The following is a 23,964-nucleotide window of genomic DNA, read 5'->3' on the forward strand; positions in this document are numbered from 1 at the left end:
TTCGGCAGGCTCAGCGTGGTTTAACAGACCGCCCCCGCCGGTGCCACTGGGCCCCGCCACCCGGCGCGGCCACGGTCTGTGCTCTCGGGAGGACCCGCCCATGACCGCCACCGCCAGTCTGGAGCAGCTGCGTCGCTGCCACTTCGCCGTCGACCTGGGGGCGGCGAGGACGCGGGTGTACGTGAAGGGCGCCGGGGTCGTCGTCGACCAGCCGTCCGTGGCCGCCGTGAACACCCGGACCGGTGCGCTGATCGCGGTGGGTGAGTTCGCGGAGAAGATGACGGGCCGCACCCCCGACTACATCCGGGTCGTCCGTCCCGTCTCCGGCGGCACGGTCGTCGACATCGAGATGGCCCAGCGCATGCTGCGGCACCTGCTCGGCGACAAGATCCGCCGCTCGCTGCGCCGCAAGCCGATCCTGCGCGCCGCCGCCTGCACCCCGCACGACGCGGACCCGCTCGCCCAGCGCGCCTGTATCGAGACCCTGGTCGGGCTCGGTGCCCGGCGCGTCGAACTCGTGGACACGCTCATCGCCGCCGCCGTCGGCTGCGGACTGCCCGTGGAACGCCCCGAGGCCACCATGGTCCTCGTCTGCGGCGCCGCGGCCACCCAGGTCGCCGTCCTCTCCCTCGGCTCGATCGTCAACGCCGTCCGCATCCCCGTCGGCGGCGAGGCCGTGGACCACGCGATCGTGCAGCACCTGCGCCACCAGCACGAGCTGATGCTGCCGAGCCAGTCCGTACGACCGCTCCAGCTCGCCCTGTCCGGCAACGGCCTCACCGCCTCGGGTCCCGCCTCCACCGAGATCCACGGACGGGACGTCGCCACCGGCCTCGCCCGCTCCGTCCAGGTCGACACCGCCGCCGTCCGCGACGCGATCCAGACCCCGCTCACCGCCGTGCTCGACGGCATCGGCAAGGTGCTGCGGGACTGCCCGCCGGACCTGGTCGCCGACCTCGCCGACCGCGGGATCATGATGGTCGGCGGCAGCGCGCTGCTCCCCGGCTTCGACCAGATGCTGCGGCACGCGACCGGCATGCCGGTGCACATCGCCGAACGGCCCGAGGTGTGCGCGGTGGAGGGTCTCGGCGCGATGCTGGAGGGCCGTATCGAGCCGCTGGCACTGGACCCGCTGAGCGACTGACGCCGGCACCCGAAACCCGGCACCCGGCACCCGGCACCCGAGACCGACATCCGACGTCGACACCCGACGCCGACAGCGAGCGACCGCATGGCCGACGACCCCCTCCCCCCGCTCCTCGACGCCGTCCTCAGCGTCGGCACCGACCTCGAACTGCGCACCACCCTCCAGCACATCGTGGACGCCGCCGCCGACCTCACCGGCGCCCGGTACGCCGCGCTGGGGACGGCCGACCCGGGCCAGGACGGACTCATCGAGCTCCGCACCCCGGGCACCGTCCCGCGCACGGCCGTCTCGCTGACCGTGCCGATCCGGGTGCAGGACGAGGAGTTCGGCACGCTGCACCTCGCGGACAAGGGCAAGGACCCCTTCACCGCCGAGGACGAGCAGCTCCTGCACGTCCTCGCCGCCCAGGCCGGCATCGCCATCGGCAACGCCCGGCTGTACGAGGCGGCCCGGCAGCGCGAGCGCTGGATCGAGGGCGCGGCGGCCGTCACCACCGCGCTGCTCGGCGAGGGGTCCGCGGCCGACGCGCTCACCACGGTCGCCGAACGCGCCCGGCTCCTCGCCGACGCCTCCGCGGGGGTCATCCTCCAGCCCACCGAGGAGGGCGGCATGGAGATCGTGACCGCCTCGACGTACGACGATCCCGGCGACATCGTCGGCACGACGATCGCCCCCGGCAGCCCGGTCCTCGATCAACTCCTCGGCGGTGAACCGGTGTTCATCGACGACTCGGCGACCGACCCGAGGATGACGACTCCGGTACGGCACCGGTTCGGGCCCAGCATGATGCTGCCGCTCCAGGCCGACGGCCAGCTCATCGGTACCCTCGCCCTGCCCCGCCGGCGCGGCGACCGCCCGTACACCTCCGTGGAACGGCTGCTGGCCACGCAGTTCGCCTCGCAGGCCGCGCTCGCCCTGGTCCTCGCCGACGCCCAGCACAGCCGTGAGCTCCTCGCCGTCTTCGAGGACCGGGACCGTATCGCCCGCGATCTGCACGACCTCGTCGTCCAGCGGCTGTTCGCCACCGGCATGATGCTGGAGTCCGCCCAGCGCCGCAGCGGGGCGGACGACGTGCACGGGACGCTGGGGAAGGCGGTCGACGAGCTCCAGTCGACCATCCAGGAGGTCCGTACGACGATCTTCGCCTTGCAGCAGCCGCCCGCGGACGCGCCGACGACGTTCCGGGGCAAGGTGCTCCGGGAGACGGCGGGGGCGGCGGCCCTGCTGGGTTTCGCGCCGTCCACACAGTTCGCCGGCGCGGTCGAGAGCCGGGTCCCCGAGCGGACGGCCGGCCATCTGCTCACCGCCCTGCGCCGCGCCCTCGCCTCCGCGTCCCGCCGGTCCGGTGTCTCGCGCATCGAGGTCACGGTCGACGCGACGGCGACCCTGCCGGACGGCCGGGAGGGCGTACGGCTGACGGTGTACGACGACGGGGAGGCCGATGACCCGGGCACGGGGACGACGGTGACCTGGCAGGCGCCGCTCTGAGACCAGGGGGCCGGAAGGACGGCGTCAGCGCGCGAACCAGCAGCGCACCGTCGTCCCGTCCGCACCGGTGTGGGTCCGGACGAGGTCGGCGATCAGGTTGACCAGGAGCAGTCCGCGCCCGCCGCGCTGGTCGCGGGCGGCGGGCCGCCGTCCCGCCAGGGGATCGGCGAGCCGCCCCTTGTCCCGTACCTCGCACACCGTGTACCCGTCCTCGGCCCACACCCGCAGCGTCCCCGAACCGCCGCCGTGCACCACGCTGTTGGTGGTGAGCTCGGCCGCCGCCAGGGTGAGGTTCTCCAGGGCGATCCCGGTCAGCCCGAGCCGGGCGCCCTCGGCGGTCGCGAGATGGCGGACCTCGGACAGCGATCCGGCGTCGAAGCAGAGGGACAGCACGTCCGCCACGGCGGGCAGCGGCTCGTTGTAGCGGGCCACGACGGCGTCGGGGTCGTATCCGCCGCTCTCCCCTGCCGGTCCGCCGCCGGGCGGGATGACGGTGGGGTGGGTGGCGCGGGCGTCGGCGAGCACCCGCTCGTCGAGGCGGCGGACGTCGTACGGGCACAGGACGGTCGCGGACCGGCCCGCGAAGGCCGTGTTGATCAGTGCCTCGTGCTGGACGCACGCGGGGTACTCGTCGGCCGTGCGGCCGGCCCAGATCGGTTCGCCGATCATCCGCACCCGGCGGCCGGCCGGCTGGGCGTCGGCGAAGGCGCGCAGCACGCCGGGGATGATCCGGCCGGGGTTGCGGCCCGCCTCCCGCATGTCCAGGAGCCGTACCGCGTCGGCGTCGGCGCCGAGCGCGTCGCGGATCAGCCGGAGGTTGTCGCCCGGTACGGCCACGGCGACCGGTTCACCCGCCGCGAGGCCCTCGCGGACGAAGGGGACCGTACCGGCGAGGTAGTCCTGGGTGTCCCGGTAGAAGAGGGCGGGGTGCAGGAACGCGGTGGTCATGACAGCGTCATCTCGATCCCCGACAGGCCGGGCCAGAACATGTCCAGTGTCCGGCTCAGCGTGGGCGGCGGGCGGTGCAGCTCCAGGAGTCGGCCCATCTCCAGCCGCCGCGCGGCGGCCGCGAGGGCGTCGGCGCCCGCGATGTCGACGAAGGTCACGGCGGACAGCTCCAGCCGGTACACGTCCGCACGCGCGCCCACGGCCTGCTCCAACGCTCGCTCCCAGATCTCCTGCGTGGCATGACCCACCTCGCCGGCGGCGCGCAGACCACTGCGCCCGCGCAGTACGGACACCGCGAGCCGCGGTGCCGCACCGGTGGACCGCGAGGGTGGTCGGTGGTGAAGATGCACGCCGTCTCCCCCTGTTGGTGGACGACAACGCGCGTACCCCGGGCGGGAGCCTGTCAATCCCCGCCTCACGGGTTCGGCACCACCGGGCTCCGGTTCCTGGAACTCCTCGACGCCTACGCTCCCAGCTCTCCGGCACCAAGCCGGATCCCGGCTCTGCACCCCGTTGATCGGTTCCCCGGCCGGACCGTAGGTTCCGTCGTATGACGAATCTTCGGATCGGTGTGATATACGACCGTGACTGGGCCCCCGAGGGGCTGCCCGACTTCGCGCGGCAGGCCGAGGCGCTCGGCGCGGACGACCTGTGGGTGGTGGAGGACCTCGGCTGGAACGGCGGGGTGTCGGCGGCGGCCGTGGCGCTGGGCGCGACGCGGCGGTTGCGGGTGGGCATCGGGATCGCACCGGCGCCGTTGCGCAGCCCGGCGCTGCTGGCGATGGAACTGGCCACGCTGGCAAGGGTGTTCCCGGGCCGGCTGGTGGCCGGGATCGGGCATGGCGTACGGGAGTGGATGGAGCAGGCCGGTGTCGCGCCGCGCTCTCCGCTGGCCCTGCTGGAGGAGACGATCACCGCCGTACGGGCGCTGCTCCATGGGGAGTTGGTCACTTCGGAGGGCCGGGAGGTGCGGATCGACGGCATCCGGCTCGTCCACCCGCCCGCCGAGCCGCCGCCGCTGGTCGCGGGTGTGGTGCGGCCCCGTTCCCTGGAGCTGTCGGGGCGGGTCGCGGACGGCACCCTGATCGCCGAGGGCCACGGACCGCGGGATCTGGAGGACATCCGGGCGCTGCTCGCGAAGGGCGGCGCGGGCGAGGGCCACACGCTCAGTGTCTTCGCCTTCTGTGCCGTGGGCGACGACCCCGAGGAGGTGGCCCGGACCCTGCACCCGCACACCGAGGGGCACGGCGCGTGGCTGGGCCGCCCGCAGGAGGACGTCTTCACCGTCTCCGGCAGCGCGGCGCGGGCCGCCGAGAGGATCGGTGCGCTGCGGGCGTCCGGCGCCGACACCGTCGTCCTCCGCTTCGTCGGTCCCGAGCCGCTCCGGCAGCTGGAAGCCGTCCTGGAGGCCGCCGAGCGCTAAGCCGCTCCACAGCAAACACACAGGTCAGCGGGGTCGTAGAGGGATAACCCTCGAATGACCCCCGACCGAATGACATGCCACCGTCAAATCTGTCACTCTTCCTCCACTCTGCGCACCGGCCGCACATGCCCTGCGCGGAGGTTCCCGCACGGCCCTGCTCAGCTCGACCCGGACAGCACATCCCGTCTGCCCGGTCTGTCACCGGCCGTGGACACGCGGCCGTCGCAGTAGGAGCAAGAGTGAGACGTACCCCCCGCCCGGCGACCGCAGCCGGAGCCCTCGCGGCCACCGCCGCGCTGCTGGCCCTCGGCATACAGACGGTCCCCGCGGCCGCCCAGACCTCCCCCCACCCGAGCCCGCTGCGCACCGGCGGCCTCCAGGCCGAACTCACCCCGGCCCAGCACGCGGCGCTGCTGAAGAAGGCATCCAAGCAGACCGCGGCCACGGCCGACACGCTCGGCCTGGGCGCGAAGGAGAAGCTGGTCGTCAAGGACGTCGTCAAGGACAACGACGGCACCCTGCACACCCGTTACGAGCGCACCTACGCCGGCCTGCCGGTCCTCGGCGGCGACCTGGTCGTGCACACCCCGCCGGCCGCCGAGGCCACCGGCACGGTGAGCACCACCTTCAACACCAAGCGGACCATCAAGGTCGCCTCCACCACCGCGGCCTTCGCCAAGTCCGCCGCCGCGACCAAGGCGCTCAAGGCCGCCAAGGCCCTCGACGCCGTGAAGCCCACCACCGACAGCGCCCGCAAGGTGATCTGGGCGGGCAACGGCACCCCCAAGCTCGCCTGGGAGACGGTGGTCGGCGGCCTCCAGGACGACGGCACGCCCAGCCAGCTGCACGTCATCACCGACGCGGCCACGGGCGCGGAGCTCTACCGGTACCAGGCCATCAAGACCGGCACGGGCAACAGCCAGTACAGCGGCACCGTCACCATCGGCACCACGCTGTCCGGTTCGACGTACCAGCTGTACGACACCACGCGCGGCGGCCACAAGACGTACACCCTCAACAACGGCACGTCCGGCACCGGCACCCTGATGACCGACACGGACGACACCTGGGGCACCGGTTCGGGCTCCAACACCCAGACAGCGGGCGTGGACGCCCACTTCGGGGCCCAGACGACGTGGGACTTCTACAAGAACACCTTCGGCCGCAGCGGCATCAAGAACGACGGCGTGGCCGCCTACTCGCGCGTCCACTACAGCACGGCGTACGTCAACGCCTTCTGGGACGACGACTGCTTCTGCATGACCTACGGCGACGGCACCAGCAGCACCCACGCGCTGACCTCGCTCGACGTGGCCGGCCACGAGATGACCCACGGCGTCACCTCCAACACCGCGAACCTCAACTACTCGGGTGAGTCCGGCGGGTTGAACGAGGCGACCTCGGATATCTTCGGCACCGGCGTGGAGTTCTACGCGGCCAACTCGACCGACGTGGGCGACTACCTCATCGGCGAGAAGATCGACATCAACGGCGACGGCACGCCGCTGCGTTACATGGACGAGCCCGACAAGGACGGTTCGTCGGCGGACAGTTGGTACTCGGGCATCGGCAACCTCGACGTCCACTACTCCTCCGGCCCCGCCAACCACATGTTCTACCTGCTCTCCGAGGGCAGCGGCTCCAAGACCATCAACGGCGTCACCTACAACAGCCCGACCTCCGACGGCGTCGCGGTGGCCGGCATCGGCCGGGCCGCGGCCCTGCAGATCTGGTACCGGGCGCTGACGACGTACATGACGTCCAGCACCTCGTACTCGGGCGCCCGCACCGCCGCGCTGAGCGCGGCCGCCGACCTGTACGGCACCAGCTCCACGCAGTACGCCGGGGTCGGCAACGCCTTCGCCGGTATCAACGTCGGCAGCCACATCACGGTCCCGACGACCGGCGTCACGGTCACCAACCCGGGCAGCCAGTCCTCGACCGTCGGCACCGCGGTGAGCCTCCAGATCAGCGCCAGCAGCACCAACAGCGGCTCGCTGACCTACGCGGCGAGCGGCCTGCCGACCGGCCTGTCGATCAGCAGTTCCACGGGCGCCGTCTCCGGCACCCCGACGACCGCGGGCACGTACAGCACGACGGTCACGGTGACCGACAGCACGGGCGCGACCGGGACCGCCTCCTTCACCTGGACGGTCAGCTCCAGCGGCAGCGGCAGCTGCACCTCGACCCAGCTCCTGGGCAACCAGGGCTTCGAGTCGGGCAGCACCACCTGGACCGCCACCAGCGGTGTCATCACCAGCTCCAGCAGCCAGGCGGCCCGGACCGGCTCGTACAAGGCCTGGCTGGACGGCTACGGCTCCACCCACACCGACACGCTCTCCCAGTCGGTGACCATCCCGAGCGGCTGCACGGCCACCACGTTCACCTTCTACCTGCACATCGACACGGCCGAGACCACCACCAGCACCCAGTACGACAAGCTGACGGTCACCGCCGGATCGACCACCCTGGCCACCTACTCCAACCTGAACGCGGCCAGCGGCTACGTCCAGAAGTCCTTCAGCCTGTCGGCCTTCGCGGGCACCACCGTCGCGCTGAAGTTCACCGGTGTCGAGGACTCCTCGCTCCAGACCAGCTTCGTCGTGGACGACACGGCCGTGACGACCGGCTGACACTCCCCGCACACAGCGACGCGGGCCCCGTCCGGGCCCGCGTCGCCGCGCGTGTGCTCACACCTCTTCGGCCGCGACCCCGCCGACAGGGGGCGCGGCCTCGTGGTGGCCGTCCACCTGGGCGAGCAGGGCGAGCAGCGAGGCGACGGTGAGCCCGGCCTCGGCGGGGTGGCGCAGAATCTTCCCCTGCGCGATGCGGTATGTGTTGCCGCGTCCCTCACGCGTGTGGGACAGGTATCCGCTCTGCTCCAGATCGGAAATGATCTTCTGGACGGCGCGCTCCGTGAGTCTGCAATGGGCGGCGATGTCCCGCACCCGCGCGCTCTGGTTCTCGGCGATGGCCGCCAGTACCCGCGCATGGTTGGTGATGAACGTCCACCCCGCGTGCGGCTCCGTCATTCCACTCATGAGCGCATCGTACGCCTAGAGATTCACGCATGAAAATACACGAAGCCAATTTCACGTATCTCTTGACGTGACTCTGTGTGCGGGCGAATCTGGTGGCGTCGGAAACGCGGGTGTTCCCAGCCCTGGGGAGAGGACCATGCCGAAGTCGGCGCGTTGCTGCGGCGGGCCAGCCAACGGATGCACGAGCCTCGCCGGTCACGGCGGCACGGCACGCCTGACGGTCTGCGCCCGCGCGGACGGGGACCGGACGGTGGTCACGGTGCGCGGCGATCTCGACCTCTCCGCGGACCAGGGGTTCCAGCGGGCCCTGCGCTCGGCGCTCACGGACTCCGGCAAGGGCATCGACCTGGACCTCGGCGGCGTCGAGTTCTGCGACTGCTCCGGGCTCAACGCCCTGCTGGGGATCCGGCAACAGGCCCTGGACCAGTCCAAGACGGTCACGATCCACACCATCAGCCCGGCCGCCGCACGGGTGTTCACACTCACCGGCACACTGCCCCTGTTCGACCCGGAGGCCGACGCGGACCAGGAAGAGGACGCCGCGCGGGTCGAGGTCGTACAGCTGCGGCGGGCGATGCAGACCCGGGGGCTCATCGATCTGGCCCGCGGCATCCTGATGGCCACCTTCACCCTCACCGCGGAGGAGGCCTGGCACGTCCTGGTGACGACCTCCCAGAACACCAACACCAAACTCCACCGCACGGCCCAGCAGCTGGTGAACTCCATCCACGCCCAAGCCCTGCCCGAGGCGACCCGCACTCAACTCTCCACGGCCGTCACCCAGGTCATCGCCACACGCGGACGGACGGAGGAGGCGGAGTGAGCCGAGCCTGGCGGCGATACGTTTCCGCGAGTCAAGACACGTTACTGGTGGGGCGGGTGGGACTCGAACCCACGGCCGACGGATTATGAGTCCGCTGCTCTAACCGGCTGAGCTACCGCCCCATCGCGGCGTGTCGCGTACATGTGTGCGCGCCGTCTGCCGCAGCATAGCCGCTCATACGATCTCCTGCTTCGTATGGTCGACTTCGCATGCCCTGAAGGACTCCGCTGTGACCTGCGCGGTTCCCGGGGCGAGGGTGATCACATGAAAAAGGACCCCTTCGGGGGTCCTTGTTCAACATGCTCTCCCGACTGGACTCGAACCAGTAACCTGCCGGTTAACAGCCGGCTGCTCTGCCAATTGAGCTACGGAAGATCGAAGCTCCCCCGACTGGACTCGAACCAGTAACCTGCCGGTTAACAGCCGGCTGCTCTGCCAATTGAGCTACGGAGGAATGCCTCGTTGCATCGAACGTGACTCCCTGGGTATTCGCCAGGGGGCGGGCGTTCGCTGCGACACATACATTAGCGCAAGCAGGGGGGTGCTCCGCCAATCGGTTCCCCCCTGGCAGCGACCTACACGAGGGAAGGGTGGCCTCCATGCGCTACAAGCTCACGTTCGTCGCCGGGCTGGCACTGGGTTACGTGCTGGGCACCCGCGCCGGACGGGAACGCTACGAACAGCTGAAGAAGTCGGCACGCCAGGTGTCCCAGAACCCCGCGGTCCGCAACACCGCCGAGTCGGCCGCCCAGCAGGGCCGCCAGTTCGCGGGCAAGGCGTACCACGCGGTGAGCGAGAAGGTCGGCGAGCGGGTCCCCGCGTCGGTGACCCAGCGGGTGCGCTCCCTGCGGGACAGGAACACGAACGGGGCGGCAGAGGACGACTGGGGCACCAGCAACACCTAGAACGGCGGCGAGGGCGACCGACCTGGGGGTGCCGGCAACGGCGCGACCGGCCACGACGCGCCCGCGCCCGGAAGCGCCCGCGCACCCCACGGCGCGTGGCCCATAGAATTTCCGCCATGGGGATAGTCGCCGGGCTGGACAGTTCGCCCGATTTCACTCGCATCGTCGTCTGTGACGCGGACACCGGTGCCGTGCTCAAACAGGGGTATGCCCAGCATCCGGTGGAAGGCCGCCCCTCCGACGTCGACCCCCAGGCCTGGCTCCTCTCCCTCGGCGAGGCGGCCGGCGGCGGTCTCCTCGAAGGCGTTCAGGCCATCGGCGTGTCGTCCCAGCAGAACGCCGTCGTGCCGCTGGACGCCCAGGGCAACACCGTGCGCCCCGCACTCGTCGGCGGCGACAAGCGCGCCCAGGTCGCGGCGGCCGATCTGGTCGACGCGCTCGGCGGGCGCGAGGCGTGGGCGCAGGCGGTGGGATGCGTGCCCCAGGCCGCCCAGCCCGTCACCAAGCTCCGCTGGCTGGTCAAGAACGAGCCCGACGCGGCCGCCCGTACCGCCGTCCTCCTCCAGGCCCACGACTGGCTGGTGTGGCAGCTCCTGGGCCGGCCGGTCCGCCGGACCACCGACCGCGGTGGCGCCTCCGGCACCGGCTACTGGTCCGCCGCCACCGGCGGCTACCGCACCGACCTCGTCGAGCTGGCGCTCGGTCACCAGGCCATGCTGCCCGAGGTGATCGGCCCGTCCGACGCGGCCGGTACGACACCGGAGGGGCTGCTGATCTCCGCCGGGACCGGCGAGACGATGGCCGCCGCCTTCGGGCTGGGGATCGGACTCGGCGACGCCGTCGTCTCGCTCGGGGCCTCCGGCTCCGTCATGGCCGTGCACCCCGAGGCGCTCGTCGACAGCACCGGGATGATCACCTCCCTCGCCGACGCCACCGGCATGCACCTGCCGGTCGTCACCACCCTGAACGCCGTACGGACCCTGCGCGGCACCGCCGAGCTGCTCGGGCTGTCCGACCTGGAGAGCCTGTCCGACCTGGCGATGAAGTCGACGCCGGGCTCCCACGGCCTCGTACTGCTGCCCTATCTGGAGGGCGAGCGGACGCCGAGTCTTCCGCACACCGCCGGGACGCTGGCCGGGCTGCGGCGCGAGTCGATGAAGGCGGAGCATCTGGCGCGGGCCTCTTTCGAGGGCATGCTGTGCGGGCTCGCCGACGCGCTCGATGTGCTGCGCGGACGCGGTGTGGAGGTGCGGCGGGTCTTTCTGCTGGGGGCGGCGGCCGAGCTGACGGCCGTGCAGTCGGCGGCCCCGTCGATCTTCGGGACGCAGGTCGTCGTACCGCAGCCCGCCGACTACGCGGCGCTCGGCGCCGCCCGGCAGGCCGCCTGGGCGCTCGGTGTGTCGCAGGGCACGCTCGACCCGCGGAACCCGCCGGCCTGGCAGGGAGCGACCGCGCAGGTCCTGGAGCCCGGCGAGGAGCTGGCGGTGGGGCAGGCGGTGCGCCAGCAGTTCGTGTCGGTGCGGGAGCAGACGCATCCGGGAGCGTTCCGGTCGTAGCGGAAGGTAAGAGACCGGTAGGAAACCAGCGCTTCTGTACCCGGAAGGCCGTACGAAGCACCGCTGTCGGCTTAATCGGTTGAGGTAACGCGGGGGGAGTGTCCGACGATAGGGGCCAGGGGCAACCAACGCCCCCTCCTGCCGACTCCGAGAGACGTAGCGTGCTCATACGACTTCTGCGGACCTATCTCAGGCCCTACCGGAAACCCATCGCACTCCTGGTGGTGCTCCAGTTCCTCCAGACCTGCGCCACCCTCTACCTGCCCACGCTGAACGCGCACATCATCGACAGCGGCGTCGTGAAGGGCGACACCGGGTACATCCTGTCCTTCGGCGCCCTGATGATCGGTATCTCGCTGATCCAGGTCGTGTGCAACATCGGTGCCGTGTACTACGGCGCGCGGACGGCCGCGGCGCTGGGCCGGGACGTGCGGGCCGCCGTGTTCGACCGGGTGCAGTCCTTCTCCTCCCGCGAGGTGGGCCACTTCGGCGCGCCCTCGCTGATCACCCGGACGACGAACGACGTGCAGCAGGTCCAGATGCTGGCCCTGATGACCTTCACGCTGATGGTGTCCGCGCCGATCATGTGCGTGGGCGGCATCGTGCTGGCGCTCGGCCTGGACGTGCCGCTGTCCGCGGTCCTCGTCGCGGTCGTGCCGGTGCTCGGCATCTGCGTGACCTTGATCGTGCGGCGGCTGCGCCCGCTGTTCCGGGCCATGCAGGTACGCCTGGACACCGTGAACCAGGTGCTGCGCGAGCAGATCACCGGCAACCGGGTGATCCGCGCCTTCGTGCGCGACGAGTACGAGAAGGACCGCTTCCGGCAGGCGAACGCCGAGCTCACCGAGATGTCGCTGGGCACCGGCAAGTACCTCGCGCTGATGTTCCCGATGGTCATGACGGTGGTGAACGTGTCGTCGATCGCGGTGGTGTGGTTCGGCGCCCACCGGATCGACGGCGGACAGATGCAGATCGGTGATCTGACGGCGTTCCTCGCCTATCTGATGCAGATCGTCATGTCCGTGATGATGGCCACCTTCATGTTCATGATGGTGCCGCGCGCGGAGGTGTGCGCCGAGCGGATCCAGGAGGTGCTGGACACCTCGTCGAGCGTGGTGCCGCCCGAGGCACCGGTGCTGGAGCTGCGGCGCCACGGCCATCTGGAGATCCGCGGGGCGGGCTTCCGCTACCCGGGTGCCGAGGAGCCGGTGCTCAAGGCCGTCGACCTCGTCGCCCGCCCGGGTGAGGTGACCGCCGTCATCGGGTCGACCGGCAGCGGCAAGTCCACCCTGCTGGGGCTCGTGCCCCGGCTGTTCGACGCCACCGAGGGCGAGGTGCTGGTCGACGGGGAGAGCGTGGCGGGCATCGAGCCCGAACTGCTGGCCCGGACCGTCGGGATGGTGCCGCAGAAGCCGTACCTCTTCGCGGGGACCGTGGCGAGCAATCTGCGCTACGGCAATCCGGACGCCACGGACGAGGAGCTGTGGCACGCGCTGGAGGTGGCGCAGGCCAAGGAGTTCGTGGAGCGGCTGGAGAACGGGCTCGACTCCCCCATCGCCCAGGGCGGCACCAATGTCTCGGGCGGTCAGCGCCAGCGGCTCGCCATCGCCCGTACGCTCGTGCAGCGGCCCGAGATCTACCTCTTCGACGACTCCTTCTCCGCTCTCGACTACGCCACCGACGCGGCCCTGCGCGCGGCCCTGTCCCGGGAGACCGCCGAGGCGACCGTGGTGATCGTCGCCCAGCGGGTGGCGACCATCCGGGACGCCGACCGGATCGTCGTACTCGACGAGGGACGGGTCGTCGGCACCGGCCGGCACCACGAGCTGATGGCGGACAACGAGACCTACCGGGAGATCGTGCTCTCCCAGCTCACGGAAGCGGAGGCTGCCTGATGGCCGGGCCCATGGGGCGCATGATGGCCGGGACCGGCCCCGATCACCGGTCGATGGACTTCAAGGTGTCGGGGCGGCGGCTGATGGCCCAGTTCCGTCCGGAGCGGTTCACGGTCTACGCGCTGGTGCTCTGCGTGGTCGTGAGCGTGGGTCTGTCGGTCGTCGGGCCGAAGATCCTCGGCGAGGCCACCGACCTGGTCTTCGCGGGCATCGTCGGACGGCAGATGGAGCCCGGCGCCTCCAAGGAGCAGGTGCTCCAGGCGATGCGGGAGCGCGGGGACGGCCAGGTCGCCGACATGCTCCGCAGCACGGACTTCACCCCCGGCGAGGGCATCGACTTCGGCGCCGTCGGCAACGTCCTGCTGATGGCGCTCTTCGTGTTCGTGGTCGCCGGGCTGCTGATGCTGGTGGCGACGCGGCTGGTGAACCGGGTCGTCAACCGGACGATGTTCCGGATGCGCGAGGACGTGCAGACGAAGCTGTCGCGGCTGCCGCTGTCGTACTTCGACAAGCGGCAGCGCGGTGAGGTGCTGTCCCGGGCGACCAACGACATCGACAACATCGGGCAGACCCTCAACCAGTCGATGGGCCAGCTCATCAACTCGCTGCTCACCATCATCGGGGTGCTCGCGATGATGTTCTGGGTGTCCTGGCTGCTGGCGCTGGTCGCGCTGGTCACCGTGCCGCTGTCGTTCGTCGTCGCCACCCGTATCGGCAAGCGGTCGCAGCCGCACTTCGTGCAGCAGTGGCGGTCCACCGGCAAGCTCAACGCGCATGTCGAGGAGATGTACACCGGGCACACCCTGGTGAAGGTGTTCGGGCGGCAGGAGGAGTCGGCGAAGCAGTTCGCCGAGCAGAACGACGCGCTGTACGAGGCCGGGTTCAAGGCGCAGTTCAACAGCGGGGTCATGCAGCCGCTGATGATGTTCGTGTCGAACCTGAACTATGTGCTGGTCGCCGTGGTGGGTGGCCTGCGGGTCGCCTCCGGCTCGCTGTCCATCGGTGATGTGCAGGCCTTCATCCAGTACTCGCGGCAGTTCTCGATGCCGCTGACACAGGTCGCGTCCATGGCGAACCTGGTGCAGTCCGGGGTCGCCTCGGCCGAGCGGATCTTCGAGCTGCTCGACGCGGAGGAGCAGGAGGCCGACCCGATGCCGGGCGAGCGGCCGGCCGAGCTGCGGGGGCGGGTGGCGCTGGAGGGCGTGTCCTTCCGGTACGACCCCGACAAGCCGCTCATCGAGGATCTGTCGCTCAAGGTGGAGCCGGGGCACACGGTCGCGATCGTGGGTCCGACGGGCGCGGGCAAGACCACGCTGGTCAATCTGCTGATGCGCTTCTACGACGTCTCCGGCGGACGCATCACCCTCGACGGGGTCGACATCGCGCGGATGTCCCGGGACGAGCTGCGGGCCGGTATCGGCATGGTGTTGCAGGACACCTGGCTGTTCGGCGGCACGATCGCGGAGAACATCGCGTACGGGGCCTCGCGGGAGGTCACCCGGGGCGAGATCGAGGAGGCCTCGCGGGCCGCGCACGCGGACCGGTTCATCCGGACGCTGCCCGACGGGTACGACACCGTGATCGACGACGAGGGCTCGGGGGTCAGCGCCGGTGAGAAGCAGCTCATCACCATCGCGCGGGCGTTCCTGTCCGACCCGGTGATCCTGGTCCTCGACGAGGCGACGTCGTCCGTCGACACCCGGACCGAGGTGCTGATCCAGAAGGCGATGGCGAAACTGGCGCACGGGCGGACGTCGTTCGTGATCGCGCACCGGCTCTCCACGATCCGGGACGCGGACACGATCCTGGTGATGGAGAACGGCTCGATCGTGGAACAGGGCGCGCACGGGGACCTGTTGGCGGCGGACGGGGCGTATGCGCGGCTGTACAAGGCGCAGTTCGCGCAGGCGGTGGCCGAGGTGGACTGATTCGTGCAGGGGGCTGGACCCACCCAGGGGCGCGGGGAACTGCGCGACCAGCCCCCACGCACCCGCACCCTGCGTCAGTCCAGATAACCCCTCAGCTGATCCGCAAATGCGTGGTCCCTCAGCTTGTTCAGCGTCTTGGACTCGATCTGCCTGATCCGTTCCCGCGTCACGCCGAAGATCCGGCCGATCTCCTCCAGGGTGCGCGGGCGGCCGTCAGCCAGGCCGTACCTGAGCTGTACGACCTTCCGCTCCCGCTCGCCCAAAGTAGACAGCACCGCTTCCAGGTGCTCCCTGAGCAGCAGGAACGCCGCCGACTCGACCGGCGAGGTCGCGTCGCCGTCCTCGATGAGGTCGCCGAGGGCCACGTCGTCCTCCTCGCCCACCGGGGCGTGCAGGGAGACCGGCTCCTGGGCCAGGCGCAGGACCTCGCTGACCCGTTCCGGGGCGAGGTCGAGGTGGGTGGCCACCTCTTCCGGGGTCGGTTCGTAGCCGCGTTCCTGCAGCATGCGGCGCTGCACCCGGACGACCCGGTTGATCAGCTCGACGACGTGGACCGGGACGCGGATGGTCCGGGCCTGGTCGGCGAGAGCCCGGGACATGGCCTGGCGGATCCACCAGGTCGCGTAGGTCGAGAACTTGTAGCCGCGGGCGTAGTCGAACTTCTCGACGGCCCTGATCAGGCCCAGGTTTCCTTCCTGGACCAGGTCGAGCATGGTCAGGCCGCGGCCGACGTACCTCTTGGCCACCGACACCACGAGCCGCAGATTCGCCTCGATGAGCCGGCGTTTGGCCATCCGGCCCATGACGACGATGCGGTCCAGGTCGAGCGCCAACTGGCTGTCGAGGTCGGGGGTGTTGAGGAGTTTCTCCTCGGCGAAGAGACCCGCCTCGACGCGGCGGGCCAGCTCGACCTCCTCGGCCGCGGTGAGCAGGGGGATACGGCCGATCTCGCGGAGGTACTGACGGAACAGGTCGGAGGAGGGTCCGCTGTTGTCGGCGGCGCGGCTGCGGCTTTTCGGCTCGGGAACCTCGACCGGCTCGGCGGGTTCCGCGGTCTCCAGGGCGTCGGCCGGCGGCTCTTCCGGCTCCGCCTCGGGGTGGTGCACGACACGGTTCTGCGGGGGGACCGCGGTGAGAACGTCGGTCTCCGGATCCGGCTCCGCGCCGTCCGTACTGGCGTCGGTCTTGTTGAGGGTCTGGGTCTGCACGGGGGCGACCTCCAGGATGATCGCTGCAGAATTACGCGGCAGCGCTGTTTCGGGGGCGGAGTCGGCGGCCTCGCCGCTGTCCGTCCCGTACGCGATGAGCGGAACCGCGGGGGTCTGGGACCCGTTGGGGACGGATCGGCCGCGCTCCGAGGACTCAGGCACCGGAACCCAGTGTGGAGTACGACACATCGCCGCCACGAGGGGCGTGCGGTGACTTTTTGAGTCCGGTCCGTGACCGGGTGGTTACCCTGACGGACGCGAACCCCTCAGAGAGCTGCGGCTCCTTGTCCGCGCAGCGCCTGGTCGTACTGCTGGAGTACCCACAATTCGTTCTGTACCCCGGCCAGTTGTGCCGGATCTCCGTGGGTTCCGAGCCGGGTGAGGGTGGACTGGATGTCGATGATGCGGCGCTCCACGGCGCGGCGGCGGACCGCCACCAGCTGTACGCCCGCGTAGATCTCGTCGACCGTCTTGCGCATGATCGCCTCGACGGCCAGCTCCGTGACCATCGCGCGGACCGTGTCGTCGGGCGCGGCCTCGCGGACTCTCACGAGGTAGTCCTGGGAGTCCTGTACGCCGTACTCGGCGCCGCCGGCCTCCATGATCGCCTGGCGTACGGCGGCGTAGGGCGCGGCGGTGAACTCGTCGATGCCGTACGCGTCGAAGGCCGGGGAGACCAGCTCGGGGCGCTGGAGGGCGAGTTTGAGGAGCTCGCGCTCGGTGGCGTAGACGGGGTTGCGGAGGTTGAGGGCGGGTCCTGAGGCCTGGGTCCGGGGCGCGGAGTCGTACTGCTGCGGGCCGCGGGCGGCCGGCGCCGGGCCCTTGCCGCCGCGGTCGCGGGCCCAACGGGCCAGCTGGGCCACCCGCTTGACGACGAACTGGGTGTCGAGGATGCCGAGCATGCCGGCGAGCTGGACGGCGACCTCGTGCTGGGCGCCGCTGTTCTTGATGCGGGCGACGATCGGGGCGGCCTCGTCCAGGGCGGCGGCTCGGCCCGCCGGGGTGTCCAGGTCGTAGCGGACGACGATCTGGCGGAGCGCGAACTCGAAGAGCGGGGTGCGGGGTTCGGCCAGCTCGGCCACCGCCTCGTCGCCCTTCGCGAGGCGCAGCTCGCAGGGGTCCATGCCGTCGGGGGCGATCGCGATGTACGTCTCGGCGGCGAACTTCTGGTCGTCCTCGAAGGCGCGCAGGGCCGCCTTCTGGCCGGCCGCGTCGCCGTCGAAGGTGAAGATCACGCGGGCCGAGCCGTTGTCCATGAGGAGCCGGCGGAGGATCTTGATGTGGTCGCCGCCGAAGGCGGTGCCGCAGGTCGCGATCGCCGTCGTCACGCCGGCCAGATGGCAGGCCATGACGTCGGTGTAGCCCTCGACGACGACCGCGCGGGACGCCTTGGCGATGTCCTTCTTCGCCAGGTCGATGCCGTAGAGGACCTGGGACTTCCTGTAGATCGCCGTGTCGGGCGTGTTGAGGTACTTGGGGCCGGTGTCCGACTCGTAGAGCTTGCGGGCGCCGAAGCCGACGACCTCGCCGCCGATGTCGCGGATCGGCCACATCAGGCGGCCGCGGAAGCGGTCGATGGGGCCGCGGCGGCCCTCCTGGGAGAGGCCGGAGAGCAGGAGTTCCTTGTCGGTGAAGCCCTTGCCGCGCAGGAAGCGGGTGAGGTGGTCCCAGCCCTGGGGGCTGTAGCCGACGGAGAAGTGCTCGGCGGCGGACTGGTCGAAGCCGCGCTCGGCGAGGAACTTGCGGCCGGTGTCGGCCTCGGGGCTGGTGGCGAGCTGTTCCACGTACCAGTCGGCGGCGACCTTGTGGGCCTCGACCAGTCGGATCCGTTCACCGCGCTGGTGGGACGGGTTGTAGCCGCCCTCCTCGTAACGCAGCGTGATGCCGGCCTGTCCGGCGAGGCGCTCGACCGACTCCGAGAAGGTGAGGTGGTCGACCTTCATCACGAACGTGATGGTGTCGCCGCCCTCCTGGCAGCCGAAGCAGTGGAAGAGACCCTTGCTGGGGCTGACCTGGAAGGACGGCGACTTCTCGTCATGGAAGGGGCACAGGCCCTTGAGGTTGCCGCCACCCGCGTTCCGCAGCTGGAGGTACTCGGACACCACGGCGTCGATCGGGACCGCGTCCCGTACCGCCTTCACGTCCTCGTCGTTGATCCGTCCTGCCACGAGGTGAGTCTACGGGGCAGAACCGACACTCATGAGACGAGGTTTTCGAGCGGAACGCGCGGGTCCGCCAGCACCTCCGTGTCCACCTGTGTCTTCGAGCGAATCAGCTGCTGGATCGGCTCTGTGACGTCCCACACGTTCACGTTCATCCCGGCGAGCACCCGGCGCTCCTTCACCCAGAACGCGATGAACTCACGCTTTCCCGCGTCCCCCCGGATCACCACTTCGTCGTACGACCCCGGGGGCGCCCAGCCGCTGTACTCCATCCCCAAGTCGTACTGGTCGGAGAAGAAATAGGGCACGCGGTCGTAGGCGAGGTCGCGGCCGAGCATCGCGCGGGCCGCCGAGGGGCCGCCGTTGAGGGCGTTGGCCCAGTGCTCGACGCGCAGCCTGGTGTCGAAGAGGGCGTGGTGGAAGGAGGCCACGTCGCCGGCGGCGTAGATGTCGGGGTCGGAGGTGCGCAGCCGCTCGTCGACCACGACCCCGCCGCCGTACGCCCGCTCGGCGATCTCCAGGCCCGCGGCCTCGGCGAGGGCGATGCGCGGGGCGGCGCCGATCGCGGCGAGGACGTCGTGCGCCGGGTGCTCCTCGCCGTCGTCGGTGCGGGCGGCCAGCACCATGCCGTCCTGGCCGACGATCTCGGTCAGCCTCGCGCCGAAGTGGAAGCGGACGCCGCGCTCCCGGTGGAGGTCGGCGAAGAGCCCGCCGAGCTCGGGGCCGAGGACGGAGTGCAGCGGGGTCGGCTCGGGCTCCACGACGGTGACCTCGGCGCCGTACTCCCGGGCCGCCGCCGCGACCTCCAGGCCGATCCAGCCGGCGCCGGCGATCACGAGGTGGCCGTTGTCCCGGCCGAGCGCGGCCAGCACCCCCTTGAGCCGTTCGGCGTGGGCGAGGCGGCGCAGGTGGTGGACGCCCGCGAGGTCCGTGCCGGGGATGTCGAGGCGGCGGGGCTCCGCGCCGGTGGCGAGGAGGAGTTTGTCGTAGTGCACGAGCGTGCCGTCGTCGCCGAAGCGGACCGTCTTCGCCGTGCGGTCGATCGCGTCGACGGTCTGGCCGAGGTGCAGCTCGACGTCGTTGCGCGCGTACCAGGCGGGCTCGTGCACGAAGACGCTGTCGCGCTCCTCCTTGCCGAGCAGATAGCCCTTGGACAGGGGCGGGCGCTCGTAGGGGTGATCGCGTTCGTCGCAGATCAGTATCACGCGGCCGGTGAAGCCCTCCGCGCGGAGCGTCTCGGCCGCCTTGGCGCCGGCGAGACCGCCTCCGACGATGACGAAAGTCTGATCCGCGTCGACCACTTGATGCCTCCTCTTAAAGGTGCCGCCATACGGGAGCGTCCCGCACGGAGCGTGATGGGGGAAGAGGGAGTGGCCCGATCAGGCCACGGAGGGTCACATTCGGGCTCGTTTCACGTCACTCGTGGCACACATGTCCCACGAGTACCCGGTCAGCTGGGCGCACACAACCGGAAGGGCCAACTCCAGGTAATGAGGACCTCTTCTCGCGGCTCCCGTAGCTCGCTACCGTCCCTCCCACCTCGTTCGCACATCCCTGGGGAAGGACGTCTGTGAACGCATCATCCAAGAGGTCGGCATCCAAGAGATCGACCCGCTCGCGCAGAGCCGTGGCGGTCATCGCCGCCACGGCACTCGCGACACCGCTGCTGATCGCCTCCGCCGGAACAGCCGGCGCCCACGGCGGCCACGGCGACCCGGCCAAGGACGCCAGGAAGCTCTCGAAGACGCTGGTCAGGGAGTCGTCCGCGAAGGACGCGTACAAACACCTGAAGGCGCTGCAAGCCATAGCCGACGCCAACGGCGGCAACCGCGCGGCGGGCACACCGGGCCACGACAAGTCGGCCCAGTACGTCTACAAGGTGCTGAAGAAGGCGGGCTACAAGGTCTCGTACGACACCTTCGACTTCGAGTACATCGAGACCCTCGCCGAGAAGGCCTCCGTCATCTCGCCCACACCGCGCGACCTCGGCATCTCGGCGATGTCGTACACCAAGTCGACGCCGGTCGGCGGCATCACGGCCACGCTCGCGGCCGCCACCGTGGACGCCACTCCGGGCTGTGAGGCCGGTGACTACGCGGCCGGTGCCTTCACCGGCAAGGTCGCCCTGATCAAGCGCGGCGGCTGCACCTTCGCGCAGAAGCAGATCGTCGCCTCCGAGGCGGGCGCCGTCGGCGCGATCATCTACAACAACACCTCGGGCGTCCTCGCCGGCACCCTCGGCGACGCCGCCAGCGGCAGGATCCCGACCGCCGGACTCGGCCAGGCCGAGGGCGAGGCCCTCGCCGCCGAGGTCGCCGCGGGCGAGGTCACCATCAGTTTCGAGGTCCGCCAGCTGATCGAGACCCGGACGACGAGCAACGTCGTCGCGGAGACCCGCGGCGGCGACGCGGACAACACCGTGTTCCTCGGCGCCCACCTCGACTCCGTCACCGAGGGCCCCGGCATCAACGACAACGGCTCCGGCTCTGCCGGCATCCTGGAGGTCGCCGAGGAGCTCGCCGACCACACCCGGCACGGCAAACAGCCCCGCAACAAGGTGAAGTTCGCCTTCTGGTCGGCCGAGGAACTCGGTCTGGTCGGCTCCGAGTCCTACGTCGAGCGGCTCACCGCGGAGCAGCGGGCGCAGATCAAGCTCTATCTGAACTTCGACATGATCGCCTCCCCGAACTACGCCCAGTTCGTGTACGACGGCGACGACTCGGACGCCACCGGTGCGGGCCCCGGCCCCGAGGGGTCGGCGCAGCTGGAGCGCGACATCAACGCGTTCCTCGACTCCGAGGGCGAGCCGCACGAGGGCACCGACTTCAGCGGCCGCTCCGACTACGGGCCGTTCATCGCGGTCGGCATTCCCTCCGGCGGCACCTTCACCGGCGCCGAAGGCATCAAGACCGAGGCTCAGGCCGCGCTGTACGGCGGCACCGCCGGGGTCGCGTACGACTCGTGCTACCACGAGAAGTGCGACGACCTGAAGAACATCAACATGAAGGCGTTCGGCATCAACATCGATGTCATCGCCAACGCGGTGGGCACCTACGCCCACGACCTGAGCTCCCTCACCGCACCGGTCGTGGCCACGCCCACCACGGGCGGCGACGGCAGCGGCGGCGGCCTGCACCCCGAGCACGACAAGCTCGCGGAGTAGCCACCCCGGCGGGCGTGCCGGCAGCCACCGGCACGCCCGTCTCCTCAGCGTCCTGTCAGGCGGGCGTGCAGCGAGCGGGCGGTGGCGTCCGTGAGGGACGCGATCTGGTCGACGATCACCCGCTTGCGGGCGCGGTCGTCGCTCGCCTCGTCGAAGAGTGAGCGGAACTGTGGCTCCAGACCGTCGGGGGCCCGGGCGGTGAGGGCGTCGGCGAGCTCCGCGACCACGATCCGCTGGTCCGCGCGGAGCCGCTCCTGCTCGGCGCGCTGCATGACGTACCGGTCGGCGACCGCCTTGAGGACCGCGCACTCCAGCCGGGTCTCGTGCGGTACGACGAGTTCGGCGGTGTAGCGGGTCAGGCGCCCGGTGCCGTACCGCGCGCGCGTGGCGGCCTCCGCGGCGAGGCAGAAGTGGCCGATGAGCTGGCTGGTGGCGTCCTTCAGCCGGGCCTGGGCCACGGCCGAGCCGTCGTAGCCGTGCGGCCACCAGGGCTGGTCCTGGAGCCGGTCGAGGGCCGCCGCGAGTTCCGCCGGGTCGGTGTCCGCCGGGACGTACCGGCCGAGGGCCACCGCGAAGACCGCCTGGCGTTCGGGTTCCGCGTGCAGGCAGTTGGGGTCGATGTGGCCGGCGTGCAGTCCGTCCTCGACGTCGTGGACCGAGTAGGCCACGTCGTCGGACCAGTCCATGACCTGGGCCTCGAAGGTGGTGCGGGTGCCCGGGGCGACCTTGCGGACCCAGTCGAAGACGGGGCGGTCGTCCTCGTAGACACCGAATTTCGGGGACGTGTGCGCTTCGCGGGGCCAGGGGTACTTGGTGGCGGCGTCGAGGGTGGCCCGGGTGAGGTTGAGGCCCACGGACCCCTCCTCGGTGAACCGCTTGGGCTCGATGCGGGTGAGGAGCCGCAGGGACTGGGCGTTGCCCTCGAAGCCGCCGCAGTCGTCGGCGAACTCGTTCAGCGCCTGTTCTCCGTTGTGGCCGAAGGGCGGGTGGCCGAGGTCGTGGGCGAGACAGGCGGCTTCGACCAGGTCCGGGTCGCAGCCGAGGGCAGCGCCGAGTTCACGGCCCACCTGGGCGCACTCCAGCGAGTGGGTGAGGCGGGTGCGGGGGCTCGCGTCCCATGCCTGGCTACGGGTGCCGGGGGTGACGACCTGGGTTTTTCCGGCGAGCCTTCGTAGGGCGGCTGAGTGGAGGATGCGGGCGCGGTCGCGTTGGAAGGCGGTGCGGCCGGGGCGTTTGTCCGGTTCCGGCGCCCAGCGTTCGGTTGATTCCAGGTCGTACGGCATGTCTCGACAGTACGGGCAGGGGCTGACAAACGGAGTGCGCCTTCTCGTCTGCCGGGTGTTCTTATACGGCGATCGCGGGCTGTGCGTGGCTCGTCGCGCCGTTCCCCGCGCCCTTGAGGCCGATCATCTGGTCGTACCTGTGCAAGAGGAGCCGCGCCATCGCGGGATGTGTGCCCAGGGGGGCCGACGCGATCCATGGCGCCGCCTCCGCGCATTCCGTCGCGAAGCGGCCGGGGGCCGCGAAGTAGGAGGCGATCGCCACGCGGTCGAAGCCTCGGGCCTTCAGGGCGGCCAGGGCGTCCGGGACCCTGGGCGCCGCCGTCGTGGCGAAGGCCGGGACGACCGGGACGCCCAGGCGGGTCGACAGCAGGGAGGCGGTGCGCGCCGTGTCGACCTTCGACTCCGGGTCCCGGGAGCCGGCCGCCGCCAGGACGACCGCGCTGCCCGCGCGCGGGGTGTCCTCCCAGCCGGCCTCGGCCAGGCGGGCGTGCAGGGCCTCCACCAGCAAGGGGTGCGGGCCGAGCGCGGGGGCCACGCGTGCGCGTACGTCCGTCTCGGCGGCCATCTCGGGGATGTCGCGCTTGACGTGGTAGCCGCGGCTGAGCAGGAGCGGGACGAGGATCGCCTCGCGGTCGCCGAGGGCGGTGAGGGTGTCGGTCAGCAGGGGCTCGTTCAGCTCGATGTGGCCCAGGTGGACCGGCAGGCCGGGGCGCAGGGCGCGGACCTGGTCGAGCAGGGCGCTGACGGTGCTCAGGGCGCGCGGGTCGCGGCTGCCGTGGGCGACCACGACGAGCGCGGGCTTTCGGGGACGCCGTCTGCCGTCGAGCGAGACGAGGCTGAGCTGGCTGGCGAGCTGGCTGCTGATCCGGTTCATGAGGTGCGCCGTACTGTCGAGGTGGACCGTCTTGGACTCTTCACGAGAAGGGTTCGACGCCGTCATGGACCGATGGTGGCGGGGCGAGGTTGCCGCCCCGTTGCATGAGAATGACGGGTT

Annotated in this window: 18 protein-coding genes and 3 tRNA genes; 10 read left to right on the forward strand and 11 right to left on the reverse strand. The window is 70.8% G+C overall.

Annotated features, from left to right (window positions below):
• The first annotated feature begins 100 nt into the window (after positions 1 to 100).
• The gene (locus tag HLK59_RS30040) at positions 101 to 1,144 is read left to right on the forward strand and encodes a rod shape-determining protein (RefSeq protein ID WP_171144691.1); all 1,044 of its coding nucleotides are present in this window, start codon (positions 101 to 103) and stop codon (positions 1,142 to 1,144) included.
• 87 nt (positions 1,145 to 1,231) lie between these two features.
• Positions 1,232 to 2,635, forward strand: coding sequence for a GAF domain-containing protein (locus tag HLK59_RS30045; RefSeq protein ID WP_171144692.1), 1,404 nt, complete (start codon positions 1,232 to 1,234; stop codon positions 2,633 to 2,635).
• A 24-nt stretch (positions 2,636 to 2,659) separates the two neighbouring features.
• Here the strand turns inward: HLK59_RS30045 and HLK59_RS30050 are convergent, their stop codons facing one another.
• Together HLK59_RS30050 and HLK59_RS30055 are read right to left on the reverse strand one after the other, a co-directional pair.
• Positions 2,660 to 3,583, reverse strand: a complete 924-nt coding sequence (locus HLK59_RS30050) for an anti-sigma factor RsbA family regulatory protein (RefSeq protein ID WP_171144693.1) — start codon at positions 3,581 to 3,583, stop codon at positions 2,660 to 2,662.
• Entirely contained in the window at positions 3,580 to 3,933 is a 354-nt protein-coding gene (locus HLK59_RS30055; RefSeq protein ID WP_171144694.1) for an STAS domain-containing protein, read from the reverse strand. Before HLK59_RS30055 ends, HLK59_RS30050 begins: the two co-directional genes overlap by 4 nt.
• 200 nt (positions 3,934 to 4,133) lie before the next feature.
• Here HLK59_RS30055 and HLK59_RS30060 point away from each other — a divergent pair, with 200 nt between their 5' ends.
• Positions 4,134 to 5,006, forward strand: coding sequence for an LLM class flavin-dependent oxidoreductase (locus HLK59_RS30060; protein WP_171144695.1), 873 nt, complete (start codon positions 4,134 to 4,136; stop codon positions 5,004 to 5,006).
• A gap of 239 nt (positions 5,007 to 5,245) precedes the next feature.
• Positions 5,246 to 7,639, forward strand: coding sequence for a M4 family metallopeptidase (locus HLK59_RS30065; protein WP_346779845.1), 2,394 nt, complete (start codon positions 5,246 to 5,248; stop codon positions 7,637 to 7,639).
• Between the two features lie 57 nt (positions 7,640 to 7,696).
• Here HLK59_RS30065 and HLK59_RS30070 read toward each other — a convergent pair whose 3' ends face one another.
• Complete coding sequence (locus HLK59_RS30070; RefSeq protein ID WP_171144697.1) at positions 7,697 to 8,047, reverse strand: helix-turn-helix domain-containing protein; 351 nt, start codon at positions 8,045 to 8,047, stop codon at positions 7,697 to 7,699.
• A gap of 136 nt (positions 8,048 to 8,183) precedes the next feature.
• Here HLK59_RS30070 and HLK59_RS30075 point away from each other — a divergent pair, with 136 nt between their 5' ends.
• Complete coding sequence (locus tag HLK59_RS30075) at positions 8,184 to 8,870, forward strand: anti-sigma factor antagonist (RefSeq protein WP_171144698.1); 687 nt, start codon at positions 8,184 to 8,186, stop codon at positions 8,868 to 8,870.
• A 45-nt stretch (positions 8,871 to 8,915) separates the two neighbouring features.
• Here HLK59_RS30075 and HLK59_RS30080 read toward each other — a convergent pair.
• From HLK59_RS30080 to HLK59_RS30090, 3 genes are all read right to left on the reverse strand, one after another.
• A tRNA-Ile gene (locus HLK59_RS30080) sits at positions 8,916 to 8,992 on the reverse strand.
• Positions 8,993 to 9,172: 180 nt separating this feature from the next.
• A tRNA-Asn gene (locus HLK59_RS30085) sits at positions 9,173 to 9,245 on the reverse strand.
• 6 nt (positions 9,246 to 9,251) lie between these two features.
• A tRNA-Asn gene (locus HLK59_RS30090) sits at positions 9,252 to 9,324 on the reverse strand.
• Positions 9,325 to 9,469: 145 nt separating this feature from the next.
• On the opposite strand from HLK59_RS30090, the gene HLK59_RS30095 reads away from it, so the two are divergent.
• The 4 genes from HLK59_RS30095 (at position 9,470) to HLK59_RS30110 (ending at position 15,154) form a co-directional block, all read left to right on the forward strand.
• Entirely contained in the window at positions 9,470 to 9,775 is a 306-nt protein-coding gene (locus HLK59_RS30095) for a YtxH domain-containing protein (RefSeq protein ID WP_171144699.1), read from the forward strand.
• 116 nt (positions 9,776 to 9,891) lie between these two features.
• A complete protein-coding gene (locus HLK59_RS30100; protein ID WP_171144700.1) occupies positions 9,892 to 11,331 on the forward strand; it encodes an FGGY family carbohydrate kinase in 1,440 nt (479 codons plus the stop codon).
• A 161-nt stretch (positions 11,332 to 11,492) separates the two neighbouring features.
• Positions 11,493 to 13,226 carry an ABC transporter ATP-binding protein gene (locus tag HLK59_RS30105; RefSeq protein ID WP_171144701.1) on the forward strand — a complete coding sequence of 578 codons (1,734 nt, stop codon included), beginning with the start codon at positions 11,493 to 11,495 and terminating at the stop codon, positions 13,224 to 13,226.
• A complete protein-coding gene (locus HLK59_RS30110; protein ID WP_171144702.1) occupies positions 13,226 to 15,154 on the forward strand; it encodes an ABC transporter ATP-binding protein in 1,929 nt (642 codons plus the stop codon). The genes HLK59_RS30105 and HLK59_RS30110 overlap by 1 nt, the downstream gene beginning before the upstream one ends.
• A gap of 74 nt (positions 15,155 to 15,228) precedes the next feature.
• On the opposite strand, the gene HLK59_RS30115 is transcribed toward HLK59_RS30110, so the two are convergent.
• The 3 genes from HLK59_RS30115 to HLK59_RS30125 all read right to left on the reverse strand — a co-directional run bounded on the left by HLK59_RS30115 (position 15,229) and on the right by HLK59_RS30125 (position 19,825).
• A complete protein-coding gene (locus HLK59_RS30115; protein ID WP_171144703.1) occupies positions 15,229 to 16,524 on the reverse strand; it encodes an RNA polymerase sigma factor in 1,296 nt (431 codons plus the stop codon).
• A 104-nt stretch (positions 16,525 to 16,628) separates the two neighbouring features.
• Positions 16,629 to 18,530: a DNA primase gene (gene dnaG / locus HLK59_RS30120; RefSeq protein ID WP_171144704.1), complete on the reverse strand. Its 1,902-nt coding sequence runs from the start codon at positions 18,528 to 18,530 to the stop codon at positions 16,629 to 16,631.
• 29 nt (positions 18,531 to 18,559) lie between these two features.
• Positions 18,560 to 19,825, reverse strand: coding sequence for an FAD-dependent oxidoreductase (locus HLK59_RS30125; protein WP_171144705.1), 1,266 nt, complete (start codon positions 19,823 to 19,825; stop codon positions 18,560 to 18,562).
• A gap of 326 nt (positions 19,826 to 20,151) precedes the next feature.
• On the opposite strand from HLK59_RS30125, the gene HLK59_RS30130 reads away from it, so the two are divergent.
• Positions 20,152 to 21,687: a M28 family metallopeptidase gene (locus HLK59_RS30130; RefSeq protein ID WP_171144706.1), complete on the forward strand. Its 1,536-nt coding sequence runs from the start codon at positions 20,152 to 20,154 to the stop codon at positions 21,685 to 21,687.
• 44 nt (positions 21,688 to 21,731) lie between these two features.
• On the opposite strand, the gene HLK59_RS30135 is transcribed toward HLK59_RS30130, so the two are convergent.
• The gene (locus HLK59_RS30135; RefSeq protein ID WP_171144707.1) at positions 21,732 to 22,970 is read right to left on the reverse strand and encodes a deoxyguanosinetriphosphate triphosphohydrolase; all 1,239 of its coding nucleotides are present in this window, start codon (positions 22,968 to 22,970) and stop codon (positions 21,732 to 21,734) included.
• Positions 22,971 to 23,031: 61 nt separating this feature from the next.
• The gene (locus HLK59_RS30140; RefSeq protein ID WP_171144708.1) at positions 23,032 to 23,910 is read right to left on the reverse strand and encodes a sirohydrochlorin chelatase; all 879 of its coding nucleotides are present in this window, start codon (positions 23,908 to 23,910) and stop codon (positions 23,032 to 23,034) included.
• Positions 23,911 to 23,964: the final 54 nt, after the last annotated feature.

The organism is Streptomyces sp. S3(2020) (genome assembly GCF_013044505.1).
GTDB lineage: Bacteria > Actinomycetota > Actinomycetes > Streptomycetales > Streptomycetaceae > Streptomyces.

Excerpts from the sequence above, each read along its gene's own strand:
- HLK59_RS30040 (WP_171144691.1), top strand. The coding sequence starts at position 101 with ATGACCGCCACCGCCAGTCTGGAGCAGCTGCGTCGCTGCCACTTCGCC.
- HLK59_RS30045 (WP_171144692.1), top strand. The coding sequence starts at position 1,232 with ATGGCCGACGACCCCCTCCCCCCGCTCCTCGACGCCGTCCTCAGCGTC.
- HLK59_RS30050 (WP_171144693.1), bottom strand. The coding sequence starts at position 3,583 with ATGACCACCGCGTTCCTGCACCCCGCCCTCTTCTACCGGGACACCCAG.
- HLK59_RS30060 (WP_171144695.1), top strand. The coding sequence starts at position 4,134 with ATGACGAATCTTCGGATCGGTGTGATATACGACCGTGACTGGGCCCCC.
- HLK59_RS30070 (WP_171144697.1), bottom strand. The coding sequence starts at position 8,047 with ATGAGTGGAATGACGGAGCCGCACGCGGGGTGGACGTTCATCACCAAC.
- HLK59_RS30075 (WP_171144698.1), top strand. The coding sequence starts at position 8,184 with ATGCCGAAGTCGGCGCGTTGCTGCGGCGGGCCAGCCAACGGATGCACG.
- HLK59_RS30095 (WP_171144699.1), top strand. The coding sequence starts at position 9,470 with ATGCGCTACAAGCTCACGTTCGTCGCCGGGCTGGCACTGGGTTACGTG.
- HLK59_RS30100 (WP_171144700.1), top strand. The coding sequence starts at position 9,892 with ATGGGGATAGTCGCCGGGCTGGACAGTTCGCCCGATTTCACTCGCATC.
- HLK59_RS30110 (WP_171144702.1), top strand. The coding sequence starts at position 13,226 with ATGGCCGGGCCCATGGGGCGCATGATGGCCGGGACCGGCCCCGATCAC.
- HLK59_RS30135 (WP_171144707.1), bottom strand. The coding sequence starts at position 22,970 with ATGCCGTACGACCTGGAATCAACCGAACGCTGGGCGCCGGAACCGGAC.
- HLK59_RS30140 (WP_171144708.1), bottom strand. The coding sequence starts at position 23,910 with ATGACGGCGTCGAACCCTTCTCGTGAAGAGTCCAAGACGGTCCACCTC.